Genomic DNA, 13,256 nt, shown 5'->3' with positions numbered 1-13,256 from the left:
ATATGCAGGTGTCTGAAGACATTCATATGATTCTTGTACATGTTTTAATGAAAGTTTTGCCAAGCTATGAATAGGGATTTCAGTACTTTTAGTGTGGTGATGTCTTTATTCTATAAAGAAAAAGCAGAATATATCAATGATAGTTTAAAAAGCCTATATAACCAAACTCTTAAGCCTACTGAGATTATCTTAGTAAAAGAAGGTACTTTAAATCAAGAGCAAAATAGTGTTCTTGATTACTGGATTGATAAATTTGGCTGTGATATTATTAAAATTGTTGATTCAGGGGAAATAAAAGGATTGCCAGCTTGCTTAAATTTAGGGATAAATTCGAGCACATCCGAGTATATTGCTCGTTTTGACTCCGACGATGAATGTTTGCCTGATCGTTTTGAAAAGCAAATGGGCTTTTTGAGAAAAAATCCGAATATAGATCTCTTAGGTGCGCAGATAGAGGAATTTGATGAAAGTATGAAAATCTCAATGGGAAAGCGGATAGTTCCTACGGAGTCACTTGAGATCGTAAAATTTAGTAAATGGAGATGCCCTTTTAATCACCAGACAGTTTTATACAAAAGAGAAGTTGCCCTACAATTAGGAGGATATCCTCTAATTGGGGTCTGTGAGGACTACGCGTTCTGGGGGTTGTTTATTGTAAATAAGTTTAACGTTGCAAATCTGCCAGATGTATTGGTTAATGCCAGAACCGGTGATGGATTAATAGCCAGACGTTCGGGGATTAATTTCCTTAAAGGGGAGCTTAAAGGAACCCGTTATTTATATGAAATAGGGCTTTTAGGTACTTTCAAATATTATACTCTTGTGGCTTCAAAAACGATATTAAGGCTCTTACCACCGACGATTTTGACTAAAATCTACGCATCAATCCGTCCAAAAGTCTAGTTTCATTATTTGTGAAAATTATTAATACATTACTCTATGTAAAGCTTTCGGTAATAATATACTATGGCCTATTTTAACTATGAATTGTACTTATAATTTATCTTTGGGCTTTATAGAGTGTTTTTTTTTCTATTTTTGTAGCGTTTTTGGCTCTATTGTTGTTTACAACGATAAGACACTTAAAAAAAGAAATTATGCTTCTCACTACTATCTTCCTAACAAGCCTATTGCTTGTCGTATTTGCAATACCACCAATCATAACTTTAGCGGTTAGAAAACGGCTTTTTGATGCCCCTGCTGAGTCCAGAAAGATCCATAAACGTATTATTCCGAATTTTGGAGGAGTAGCTATATTTACAGCATTCATTTTTGCCTGTTCGTTGTTTATTCCAACGGCTTTATTGCCTCAGGCTCGTATATTAATGGCGGCAGGTCTAATTCTGTTTATGATCGGATTGAAGGATGACATGATAGGACTGAGCCCTTTAATTAAGTTTGGAGCACAATTTACAAATGCCTTTATCATTGCGATCATAGCCGACTTAAGGATTGAAGATCTTCATGGTATTCTTGGTATTGGTCATTTGAACTATTATGCCAGTGTTGCGCTAACGGTTATCGTTATTGTTGGGGTAGTCAATGCTTTTAATCTTATTGATGGCATTGATGGCCTGGCGGCTTCTTTAGGAGTAATGGTGAGTTTAACTTATGCTTTCCTGTTTTTTCAGGCAGGTGAAATTGGATGGGCATACCTATCTATAGCCTTAACAGGTGCTCTGATTGGCTTTTTATTCTATAACATTACACCAGCCAGAATCTTCATGGGAGATTGTGGTTCTTTGGTTTTAGGATTCATCTCAGTCGTTTTGAGCATTAAGTTTTTAAACTTATCAGATGCTAAAGCAATCTCCTTTGGTATTGTTCCTGTAACCGCTAACCTTGGACTTGTCCTGGCCATTTTAATTATTCCGGTTTTTGATACAGTTCGTGTATTTACATTGAGAATGCTCAACAAAAAATCACCATTTACTGCAGATAGCAATCATTTGCATCATCGCTTGCTGAGTCTAGGTTTAAGCCATGTCCAATCTACATTAATACTTACTGTAATAAATTCATTATTTGTGGTAATGGCCGTTTCCCTGCAGTTTCTAGGTAATGCTCAGTTAGTTGGCTTAATCATTGTTACTGCTCTGTGTTCAAATGGACTATTAACCTTGTACATTGGAAAATATAGAAGGCCAATTGTCGTTAATACTGTTAGCGTAGAACCATCTTTTAAAGAAAAAAGCTTTGGAGAGCAGGTTCTCGAGAAGATAACAGAGAACTAACACATTAAACTAGTAATTATTGAATGACCTTTACTAAACTTAGAATTTTATATTGTATCATATTTGCTACAGTATTGAGTACAACTGCCTACGGGCAGTCTGAATTATTGCCTTTAGGGCAAGACCTGAACAGAAAATTAGGAAAAGAGATTTATTTCAATAATTCCAAAACAAGCCATACCTCCATACTACCTTATATTGTAAGTGATATAGACAGTGTAACTAAAGATAGTTTACTAAAAAAGGCTATGCCGGAAGAAAAGGACTGGCAATATAAAAACTGGCTTTTTCGTAAACTCTTTCACCAACATCTGGTAGAAGTAAATGATAAAGATTATTCATTTTACCTGGATTACCTGCCCGATTTGCAAATTGGAAAACAGAACAGTAAAACGACCTGGTTAAATACTCGCGGAGTAGAATTGGGAGGAACTATCGGGAAGAAATTCTCTTTTACCAGTTATTTCTTCGAAAACCAGGCTAAATTTCCCGGTTATTTAACCGATTATATCAATACCAATCGGGTTGTCCCAGGTCAGGGCTATGCAAAACTTTACGGAAAAGGAGGATTTGACTATGCTTATTCTGGAGGAACACTTTCCTATACACCGGTAAAATATGTCAACCTTCAACTAGGTTATGATAAAAACTTTATTGGAGATGGTTATCGCTCCTTACTACTTTCTGATAACGCCTTCAATTACCCCTTTTTCAAAGTAACAGCTACTTTAGGACGTGTAAGGTATATGGCCATGTGGGCGCAGTTTATTGATTTCTATGACACACCTTTTGATGATGAAACCCCATATCCTAAGAAATACGGCCTTTTCCATTATTTAAGTTATAATGTTACAAATCGTTTAAGCATTGGTTTGTTTGAAAATATCATGTGGAGACCAAGAGGCTTTGAATTCAGCTATGTAAATCCAGTCATGTTTATGCGGCCTACTGAATTTGCTAATGGATCACCGGATAAAGCCTTAATGGGCTTAAATGCCAGCTATAAAATCTCAGACCGTTATGTGGCTTATGGACAGTTGATGATCAATGAGTTCACTGCAAAAGAAGTATTTAAAGGAGATGGGTATTGGGCAAATAAGCAAGGGGGGCAGTTGGGTATCAAAGGATTTGATGTATTTAATGTAGATCATTTGAATTTGCAGGTAGAAACCAACCGGGTTAGACCTTATTCTTACTCTGCCAGCGATCATTATAAAAACTACGGGCACTATGGCCAATCTTTGGCAGATCCCCTGGGTGCAAACTTTGCAGAATACATTGGAATAGCAAGTTATCGCTGGAAAAGATTTGATACCCGCTTTCAATTATCTGCAGCTACTTATGGCTTAGACATCAATGGTCTAAATTATGGGAAAGATATTTACAAGTCTTACACAACAAGAGTGGACGATAGAGGTGTATATATTGGCCATGGCCTAAAAACAAACCTCATCTATGCAGATGCAAAAATAGGCTATATCCTCAACCCTAAAAACAACCTGCGTTTGGAATTGGGCTATACCTATAGAAAAGAAAGCAACAACCAGTGGACTGACAAACAGCAAATGATTAATATTGGTTTACGTGCTTCATTCAGAAATTTCTACTATGATATGTAGCCTGTACAATCAGGATACCTGTCATTAAAAGGTCATCAAAAAGAAAATCACATACCCTTATACAATATCCGGAAATAATAACCGTCTATGTATATGAGAGCGTTAATTTAGATTAAACGGGATTCAATGGAAACAGAGAATCCCGTTTTCATTTTATTCATTTTGTTCAATACCGTGAACAGCGCGCCCAATCCATCTCAAACGCCTATTCTGAACTTATATTTGTGAACAGTTGCTTTAAAACGCTAAAAGCAAGACCATGAACCAAAGCAGAAAACCGGATATAACCAAGAAACTGGGGCTCTATCATGAACTGGATATACAGGGACTGGTGGCTTTATGTGCAGAGGTATGCGAAACTAAATTCGCTTGTCTGAGTTTACGTCGTGGTGAAGAGGACTATATCAAAGCACAAGTCGGCATCCCTGAAAATGAGGTTTGGCCAAAAGGTGTTAGCTTATTTGCAAGCGTACCCATTATTTCAGGCGGAGATTTTATTGTTGGCACTTTAAGTGTCATGGACATCAGACGCGGAAGATTAGCTCCCAAGCAAATTGAAACTATGGAACTGCTGAGCCGGCAGATTGTCAGAATCCTCGAAATGGAGCGGATCAATGAGGTAAAAACACAGCAACGTGCTTTCTTTGAAAGTTCATCCGGCATTCATCTATTACTGGATACAGAAATCAAGGTACTCGACTATAATAAAACCTGTGCAGCCTTTTTTAAAGGTGTAAGCGGCATCGAAGTCTATCGGGGAGCCCATATGCTGGATCTGCTTAATCCACAGGCCAGGGAGCTGTTTTATCTAAGCTGTAAGAAAGCTTTACTTGGAAATAGAGTGAGAATGGAACAGGAAATCGAATACGATGAAGAGTCCATTTTTTTAGAAGTCTGTTATGACCCTGTAAGGGATTCGGAGCAAAGAATTATAGGTCTGCTGATCAATGCCTCTAATATCTCTCAGCATAAGGCGCAAGAGCAGGTGATTATACAACAGAATGAGTCCTTAAGGGAGATAGCGCACATTCAATCTCATGAGCTTAGAGGGCCTCTGGTGAGTATACTGGGCCTCGTCGAATTACTCAAAGCAGGCGATACCGACTTGCAGGAATGTTTAGGGATGCTGGAACAAGCTGCTGGTGACCTGGATGAAAAGATCAGGTACGCCATTAAATTAGCCAAAATCTAAAATACATCCACCTTCTTTATACCTTGGTGCAGTATAGTTGTTCAGTAAATCTGTGCTTCCTTGCCCTTTGTTCAATTAAAGCCCCCTTTTATGGAGCTTTAATTGAGTATTCTTCGAGCTAATATTGAGTTTTACCAAACAAGGGTATCTTTGATGATGAAATTTGAAACCGAATGAGTACACTTATTCGCATACTGAAGTAGATTATGCTGATGCTTTATTTGGTAATGTGGCCTAAATTATAATAATCTTTTTTGTGCTTTTTTGAAAATTGCGACGGCCAACTAAACCAATTTTTAAAAATGAACTGTAGATCAGGAAAATTATCTTGACTGGATTGCAAGGGAGTCCTTAGAATAAATAAGAACATGGAAATTGAAAATCCGTGTGAAAATGAGACAAAGTATCGAAAGATTGATCTGTTTTTACAGACGTAACGTGCTTTGTTCTGAATATATAGAGCATATTAGGTATTTCCAAAACCGTAAATTCAAGTTCCCATAGAAAGACAAAGAAAGTAGTGCTTTCTTGTCTCTTGTAATTTTTGTTATTGTTAAGTGTATTGATTTTGTGTAAGTTAGATGTAGATCTAAGATTAAATAACCAATGAAAAAGAATGAATCAATAATATATATGGCTCAATGTACCACAAAACGAGAACTCATATATATCGGTAAGACCCATCAAATAGGCAAGACTCATCAAGAAGCTGTAGAATCAAGGAGAAAACAGCACGAAGATTCTGCAAGAAAAGGGGGAACAACATTGTTTCATACTGCATTAATTGGGAATGGTTTTGACAATTGGAAGTGGAGCATTATTGCGATATGTTCAGTTGAAAATGAAATTGAAGAGGAAAAGAAACAAATTAAAAAATTTGGCGCCGCAAGTATTGATCTACTTAATGTATCTCATGGCCAAAAAACTGAAGGCAAAAAAAGGCTGTTTTCTGAAGAAATAATTGATAGGACCAGAGGGAATAAATTTCAGTCATCTGAAAAATCCAAGCTCGGGAAGGCTTTTCTGAGGAATAGTGGACGATTAATGCCAGTAATAAACTTAAAATCCAATAACACTTTTGAGAGCCTATCACAAGCGTCGAAATTAGAAAATCTGGCTATTTCAACAATAAGATTATCTTGCACAACTGGAAAAATGACAAAGGATGGGACCAGATATGCTTACTTAAACTTATCAGACAATCCAATGCTTACAGAGGGGCATTCAAAAAAATATTACATAGGTAAAAGAGCTCAAAGGGTCAAAAACTTAATTAACGGAAAAATATATGAAAATGTTGAGGAAGCGTCAAAAGCATATAATATATCGGCAAGTTCAATTGGAGGTAATGCGAATGGAAAATATATCACTCTAAAAAATAGATGGGTTTTTTGTTATTTGGATAGCGAAGGCAATGAAATAATAACTGAAAGCCAAACTAAAGGGCTTAATATTATTAAAAATATTGGTTCTGTTAAATATGTTGCTTGGTATGTTGACGATGAAGAAATGAAAGATATTTTTTATTTCAAAACATTAAATGAGATTTGTGAAAAACTAAATATTAAATCAAAGAGCCATATAGCGAGCGTATGTAAGGGCACAAGAACTCATGTAGAAAAGTGGAGGATTGCATATTTCGATAACGAAACAAAGGAACCGGAACTAACTGACATGCATCGTAATAAAGCACAAAAAATAATTAGAAAAATTATTTGCTTGAATGATAATAATGTATTTCGAAATGGAGTAGATGCTGGTATTCACTATGCTCTTGATTCAAGTGCAATAACAAACTGTGCTAGGGGTAATGCAAAATCTGTCTACTGTAATAAAATAAGATTAAGATTTGCTTTCCTTGATGATAACGATAATCCTATCTTAAAAGGAAAGCATAATGAACCCCTTTCTGCTAAAGGAAAAAGACGGATCCAATTATTGGCAGATGGAAGGATCTATAACTCCCTTGCTGAATTTATAAGAGAAACAGGAGTTCCATACAAAACTGCTAAACGTTACATTAAAAATCCAGGAATTGATTTGTTAGGATATGAATTTATCGAGTTAGATTAACCAAAAATCTTTCGTTGTATTACCAAAGATACAATTATTAAATAAAATCGTACAACATCTGGCTCAGGACCTTGTTGGTCATAAAGATGTCCAATCCAGGTATTTTGTTTCTTTGAGTCGTTTTGCCCAAGACTGGGAAGGTACCACAGACTATCCGATCAGGGAAAAGCAGTTACAGTTTGTTATTGATAGGGAAATTGCAGGCCTGCCGGAGAAAATGAGGGAAGTGTTTCTAATGAGCCGGGTATCCAATCTGAGCCACAAAGAAATTGCGGCCCAGTTGGGGATATCAGAACAGACGGTAAGCACACAGATCAAAAGAGCTTTGAAAATTTTGAGAAGCAGATTGGGACTGATGCTTTACCTGGTGCTGTGGTTTAAATTATAATCAAACCAACATCATCAGATGAGTTTTTGAGCCCAGATGTTCTGCATCCAGTTCAAGTACCTTCGATAAAAAGTCTTTGGCTTCTGCGGGCTTTTCCAGACCCACATAACCCAAACCTTGCATGAAATAACAATGCGCTTTATTTCTTAAGGATAAATCATCTTCAAATAGAAGCAGATTAGGTAGGGACACCGCAAAGTAGTCTACCTTCACTTCGTCATTGCCATGTTCTTCTCCGTAGGCGATCAATTTTTTGAAGATATTTCCAGCCTTGTCCTGTTCACCAAGCTTGATCCATGCCAGACCCTGGTAAAAAATCTGATCAGGCTGCTGGTCATTATAGAACATGGCTGCGGAGGGTTCATCTAGGCCTATGGTTGCTTTTATGAAATAATTGTTTGCAAGATCAGTTTGTTTCAAGCCCTGGTAAGCACAACCCAGCCAGTAAAAGATATCGTTTTCCTGTGCACCGAATAATTTTCCTTCGCCAAGGTTAACAGGGTAGTGCTGCGCTTGTTCGAGGAAAGTAATAGCCTGCTCATAGTTTCCGTCTATAATGGCTTTTTTAGCAAGCTGGACAAGACTATAAATGTATTGTCCGGATACCTTTCCTTCTCCACCTTCCCATGGGTGAAACTGTCTGACTAGGATTAAAGACAAAGCATCCTCATAATCGCCGGAGAAATTAAGCGCGGCAATACGCTCCAGGTAGAGATCATCTCTTTGATTGGCCACTTCTATATGGGCGGTTAAGAACTGAAGACGCGTTTGCGGAGTTCTGTTTAGTCTTTTGTAAAGCTGATCCAGTTCCATTAAAATGCGCGCATCTGATGGATCAAGGGCAAACGCTTTTTCAAAACACTGCAGGGCCTTTTCAGGATTGTTCAATTTGTTAAAATAAGCAATGCCAAGGTTTCGTATCACTGTTGGAAAAGTATCATCCAGTTTCATGGAATGCTCCCAATTGGCTACCGCTTCCTGATATTGTCTTTTGTCGTAAAACAAATTGCCCAGGTAATAGGGGGCTTTTGCATCTAATGGATTGACGGTCATGGCAAGCTTCAGTACCTTAATATCTTCCAGTCTGTTTGGAAAACAAAGATAAGAATCTGCTTCTGCGGCTTTCTGGAACCAGGTTTGTGCTTCTTCCCGGTTCCCAAGTTCATGGCTAAACCAGCCCAGATAATAATAGACGAGTGGGCTGGTGTTTGTTCCTAAAAGTGCATGGACCAAAAATGCCGATGCTTCGGTAAATAAACCCGCTGCGGCATAATCAATGGCATAAGACAAATAATTCTGTGCCGATCCTCGGGAGAGGGTTACAAGTTGAGTTAATGTTGCGGCGGCTTCTGTATCCTGGTGTAACTTTTGGTGCGATAGCGTTTGCTCATACAATATCCCCAGGTTAAAAGGATCTCTTTTTAAAGCATCCGTACACACTGATAATGCCCGTTCAAAATCGCCATTTTTACGGAGAATAGTAGTTTTTAAAACATAAGCCTTGCTGTTATTGGCATTATGGTCAATGGCCTGCTGAATATGTTCCAGTGCAAGCTCCAGTTCATTTCTGGATAGATCAATCTGGGCCAAGGCAAAGTAGCCGGTATCTTTCCAGGCATTGCTCCAGGTAGATTTATAAAAATATTTATAAGCCTCCTCGAGATTACCCATATACTTTAAACAAAGTCCAAGGTTATAATGGGGCTCACTATCGTATGGATTAGGATTGCGCTGCGTACTGGTTTCAATTGCCCGTCTAAAATAAGCCTCGCTTTTGGCAAACTGACCCCTTCTTATATACCACAAACCAAGCGCATTGTTGCTTCGGATGTCTTTAGGATCTCTTTCAATCGCTTTTTCATAGTATGGAACAGGGCTGTAGGTGGCATGGCGGTATTGCTCTAAATGTTGGCCGGTTAAGAAAAGCTGCTCATTGCTGTCTATTTCCTCTGGAAGAAGCGCTGGCTTTGCAGGTTCAGGGATTTCATTTTTCTTGTTCTTTGCAGGCTCATACCGGAGTAATTCCTTGCCTTGCTTTGAAGTCAGGACCAATAAAAGCTCCGCTTCTTCTATGGAAGGGGCGATGGTAATCTCTCTAAGATAAACCGTTTTGGGGTCAAGGTTTGACCGTTCATTGAACAAGCTTGTCCCAAGATGACTCAGAGAAATATCAATGTCTTGCTGAACCGAGGTAACATATAGTTTAAGCGTTACTTTATCCCCGCTTTTGTCAATGGCCAGCAGAATATCTTTGCTGGCATTTTTAACCACGCCCAGTTCTCTGTAAGGCATAAAATACTGGGTAAACCGCTTTTGTTCATTTGGCATTAACCAGGTAAAATCAGGCTGGTTGTCGGTAAACATACCTGTCATTAACTCTATGTAAGGGCCATCTTCATCGGTCAGGTTCCTGTCCCAGGCCTGGCCGAAGTCGCTGTGGCCCCATGTCCATTGTTTTTTACCTGGTGAAACATGGTGATTGGCTACGTGAAGCAATCCAGCCTGGCTGTCGTGTTCGTATCCTCCAACAAAATCATATTCTGAGTTGATGGCCATGTAGGATGTGGGCACGGGAATGTTCTTATACCTGGAAATGTCTGTGCCTGGGGCATAATCTACCTTGTAATAGGTACCCGTTGCGATTGGAAAGGTAGACACATCACGTTTACCATGATCAAAAACGGCGTTTACATCGGGTGGAAAAACCGATTGATAATCATCGTTTACTTTTACTGCAGGATTTGCCCACCATAAAAAAGTTTGCGGCAGATTTGACTTGTTAAATAATTTTGCCTTGATCTCAATATAGGCCCTGTCTGGATACAGGGTAAAGCCAGCCATACCTTTGGTATGGAACATTTGCTCCAGTTCATTTACCCAAACTGTCTTGCTGCCGTCGGCATTTTCTTCGATTTTGTAGTCTATCGGATCAAATGTACTTGGCCGGTGGTGCTGCGGCCAGTTGAACTCTATACCTCCTGAAATCCATGGGCCTGTTAAACCCACCAATGCCGGTTTAATGACCTGGTTATAATAGATAAAATGTCTTTGTTTGATCTTATCGTAAGCCATTTGTATCCGTCCGCCTAGCTCAGGTAAAATCATAATTTTAAGATACTCGTTTTCTAAGAACAAACCTGTGTATTCCTTGTCTGCTTTTTCATCAAAGATCTTTTCAATGACCGGATTTGGATACACCGCACCACTGCTGCCCTGATAAATCCGTTTCTCAAAAAACATAGGGTTTTTCTCCGGTTTGCCAACGCCATAAGTGGGTATGCTTACCTTTTCTTCCCAAACGTTTACATATAATTGTTCCATTCGTTGTGTACTTATTTGTGTAAGAATTGTTCTGTATTGATGTTGTTGCCTTTAGTGTCTGATCAGGTTGTCTTCAAGTTCTTCCAGAGTCTGGCCTTTGGTTTCTTTTACCCTTTTTTGAATGAACAGGAAGCCCAGGAAACAGATCACTGCATATAGATAGAAGGGTCCATAGGCGCCTAGTTTTTCTGCCAGTATTGGAAAAGTAAATACCAGGATGAAATATGCCCCCCAGAGGGAAACAATAGCTACTGATGAAGCTACACCCCGGATTTTATTGGGAAAGATCTCAGAGATCAATACCCAGGTTACCGGTGCCAGGGAAATGGCATACATACTAATGGCCAGCAATACGAAAATGGAGACCATTCCGGCAGGGTAATGATTTTGAAGAAGAAAGGCCAATATAATATAGACCACAGATAAACCCAGTGAGCCAAAAAGCATCAAAGGTCTGCGGCCAAGTTTATCTACCTGCCACATCGCCAATAAGGTGAATACGAGGTTAACCGCACCGATAGCAATGGTTTCAAAAAGCTGACGGTTTAAATCAGCGCCTACAGATTCGAATATCGTTGAGGTATAATTGAAGACCACATTGATTCCACAGAACTGTTGAAATATGGCAAGAATAACCCCAACCACCACAGCCGGACGTACACTTTTCTCAAATACATCTTTGTAATTTTGTTTTTTGGGGCTGCCTTCCAGCGATTTATGAATAGCGGTTAAGGTGGTGTCTACAAAAGAGGCCGAACCAATTTTATTTAAAACCTGTTTGGCTTTTTCCTGCTGACCATCTTTCAATAGCCACCTTGGGCTTTCGGGTAACCAAATTACCCCCACAAGAAAAATGGTGGATGGAATAGCCCCGAGACCGAACATCCATCTCCAGGCATCAGGACCGGTATCGGCCAGGAAATAATTGACCATATTGGTCACCAATATTCCAATCACTACGGTTAACTGGTTAATTGCTACATTTCTTCCTCTAACTTTTGCCGGAGAAACTTCTGCAATATACATGGGGCATAACATAGAAGCCATACCTACCCCAATCCCCGCGATAAACCTCATTATGATAAAAAAGGATAGGCCAAAGGACAAGGCAATTCCAATAGAGGATACGGCAAATATGACTGCGGCAAGCATTAAGCCCGGCCTTCTTCCGTATTTGTCGGCAAGTTTACCGGCGATCAGGCAACCCACAATACAACCAAGGGCAAGAGAACCTGTCAGAAAGCCTTCCCATAGGGAATCGAGCATAAACTGAGGCCGCAAAAAGGGTAGGGCGCCAGAAATCACAGCAAAATCAAATCCGAACAGATACCCACCAAGTGCAGATATGAAGGAGATGCCAATAATATACCGGCTGTTAAATGTGATGGATTTTTCGCTCATATGGCTTGGTCTTGGATGTCAAATTTGAGGTGAATATATTGTTTATACTGTTCTCCCGGCTCAAGTATGGTGGAGGGAAATTGTGTATGGTTGGGGCTATCCGGAAAAAACTGGCATTCCAGGCATAAGCCATCAAAAGGTTCATAGGAGTGTTCCAGGTAATCACCTGTGTAAAGCATCAGCCCGGGATAGGAGGTGCTTATTTCCATCCGGCGGCCAGAACCGGGGTGTGATAATACCGCTACTGTATCGCCTTGTCTGGAAGGATCAAACACATAAAAGGTATTGAAACCCTTCAGCTTGGCTTCAACCAGACAATCACCAATCGTTTGGCCATTGAAAGTTATAGGGCCTGCAGGAATGATCTGACCCGTTGGAATATAATCTGCTGAACTGTCTAAAACAGTCTTCGAGGCAATTTTTAACTGATGATCAAATATTTTGGAAGCTCCATTATTTAAATTGAAATACGCATGATTGGTGAAATTGACAAAGGTTTTTTGATCTGTTTCTGCAGTATAGTGAATCTGAAGCTGGTTGTCTTCCGTAAATGAATAAGTCACATCGAAACTCAAATTGCCGGGATAACCGCCCTCGCCATCCGGGCTGGTCAGATGAAAATGAAGTTCATCGTTCTGGATACTAAAATCGAATATTCTGGCATGAAATCCATGTGACCCACTGTGGTTTGTATTTTCACCATCATTCTTTTCCAGGTTAAAAGCCTTCCCATCGATAGCAAAACGCGCATTTGCAAGTCGGTTGGCAAAACGCCCTATTGTAGAACCGATATAACAACGATCTTCCAGATAAGCTTCAAAACTGTCGAAACCCAAGATGACATTCCCCATTTTGCCGGAAGCATCGGGAACTACAATGGAAACCAGTGTGGCTCCATAATTTGTAAGTTCAACGAAGGCGCCATTTTCGTTCTGTATTTTAAAAAGGAAAACATCTTTTCCGATATGGTTCCCCCAGTGTTTATACGTGATTTTGTTGTTGATCATATTTCCTGTTCATGCCTGGAT

At 39.3% G+C, this 13,256-nt stretch carries 9 protein-coding genes; 6 read left to right on the top strand and 3 right to left on the bottom strand.

Features of this window, described 5'->3' with window-relative positions; genetic code table 11:
* Window positions 1-66 precede the first annotated feature (66 nt).
* The 6 genes from DBR11_RS02960 to DBR11_RS02935 all read left to right on the top strand — a co-directional run bounded on the left by DBR11_RS02960 (window position 67) and on the right by DBR11_RS02935 (window position 7,506).
* Window positions 67-903 (top strand): glycosyltransferase, encoded by an 837-nt coding sequence (locus tag DBR11_RS02960; protein ID WP_108550127.1) that lies wholly within the window; start codon window positions 67-69, stop codon window positions 901-903.
* Window positions 904-1,097: 194 nt separating this feature from the next.
* Window positions 1,098-2,234: an MraY family glycosyltransferase gene (locus DBR11_RS02955; protein WP_108550126.1), complete on the top strand. Its 1,137-nt coding sequence runs from the start codon at window positions 1,098-1,100 to the stop codon at window positions 2,232-2,234.
* 23 nt (window positions 2,235-2,257) lie between these two features.
* On the top strand, window positions 2,258-3,853 hold the full coding sequence (locus tag DBR11_RS02950; protein WP_146186442.1) for a hypothetical protein: 1,596 nt from the start codon (window positions 2,258-2,260) through the stop codon (window positions 3,851-3,853).
* A 259-nt stretch (window positions 3,854-4,112) separates the two neighbouring features.
* Complete coding sequence (locus DBR11_RS02945; protein WP_108550124.1) at window positions 4,113-5,045, top strand: PAS domain-containing protein; 933 nt, start codon at window positions 4,113-4,115, stop codon at window positions 5,043-5,045.
* Window positions 5,046-5,651: 606 nt separating this feature from the next.
* The gene (locus tag DBR11_RS02940; protein WP_108550123.1) at window positions 5,652-7,118 is read left to right on the top strand and encodes a GIY-YIG nuclease family protein; all 1,467 of its coding nucleotides are present in this window, start codon (window positions 5,652-5,654) and stop codon (window positions 7,116-7,118) included.
* A gap of 112 nt (window positions 7,119-7,230) precedes the next feature.
* Window positions 7,231-7,506, top strand: a complete 276-nt coding sequence (locus tag DBR11_RS02935) for a sigma-70 family RNA polymerase sigma factor (protein WP_233260621.1) — start codon at window positions 7,231-7,233, stop codon at window positions 7,504-7,506.
* On the opposite strand, the gene DBR11_RS02930 is transcribed toward DBR11_RS02935, so the two are convergent.
* Genes DBR11_RS02930 through DBR11_RS02920 form a run of 3 tightly spaced genes read right to left on the bottom strand, consistent with a single transcriptional unit; the run spans window position 7,507 to window position 13,235 of the window.
* On the bottom strand, window positions 7,507-10,827 hold the full coding sequence (locus tag DBR11_RS02930; RefSeq protein ID WP_108550121.1) for a DUF5107 domain-containing protein: 3,321 nt from the start codon (window positions 10,825-10,827) through the stop codon (window positions 7,507-7,509). It lies immediately after the preceding gene.
* 51 nt (window positions 10,828-10,878) lie between these two features.
* Window positions 10,879-12,228 carry a sugar porter family MFS transporter gene (locus tag DBR11_RS02925; RefSeq protein WP_108550120.1) on the bottom strand — a complete coding sequence of 450 codons (1,350 nt, stop codon included), beginning with the start codon at window positions 12,226-12,228 and terminating at the stop codon, window positions 10,879-10,881.
* Window positions 12,225-13,235, bottom strand: coding sequence for an aldose epimerase family protein (locus DBR11_RS02920; protein ID WP_108550119.1), 1,011 nt, complete (start codon window positions 13,233-13,235; stop codon window positions 12,225-12,227). The genes DBR11_RS02925 and DBR11_RS02920 overlap by 4 nt, the downstream gene beginning before the upstream one ends.
* Window positions 13,236-13,256: the final 21 nt, after the last annotated feature.

This window comes from Pedobacter sp. HMWF019, from assembly GCF_003061025.1.
Taxonomy (GTDB): domain Bacteria; phylum Bacteroidota; class Bacteroidia; order Sphingobacteriales; family Sphingobacteriaceae; genus Pedobacter.
The sequence above is the reverse complement of the archived record's forward strand: the minus strand, read 5'-3'. Positions and strand labels throughout refer to the sequence as shown.

Coding starts and splice junctions, on each gene's coding strand:
- DBR11_RS02955 (WP_108550126.1), top strand. CDS start 1,098: ATGCTTCTCACTACTATCTTCCTAACAAGCCTATTGCTTGTCGTATTT.
- DBR11_RS02930 (WP_108550121.1), bottom strand. CDS start 10,827: ATGGAACAATTATATGTAAACGTTTGGGAAGAAAAGGTAAGCATACCC.
- DBR11_RS02940 (WP_108550123.1), top strand. CDS start 5,652: ATGAAAAAGAATGAATCAATAATATATATGGCTCAATGTACCACAAAA.
- DBR11_RS02945 (WP_108550124.1), top strand. CDS start 4,113: ATGAACCAAAGCAGAAAACCGGATATAACCAAGAAACTGGGGCTCTAT.
- DBR11_RS02950 (WP_146186442.1), top strand. CDS start 2,258: ATGACCTTTACTAAACTTAGAATTTTATATTGTATCATATTTGCTACA.
- DBR11_RS02920 (WP_108550119.1), bottom strand. CDS start 13,235: ATGATCAACAACAAAATCACGTATAAACACTGGGGGAACCATATCGGA.
- DBR11_RS02925 (WP_108550120.1), bottom strand. CDS start 12,228: ATGAGCGAAAAATCCATCACATTTAACAGCCGGTATATTATTGGCATC.
- DBR11_RS02960 (WP_108550127.1), top strand. CDS start 67: ATGAATAGGGATTTCAGTACTTTTAGTGTGGTGATGTCTTTATTCTAT.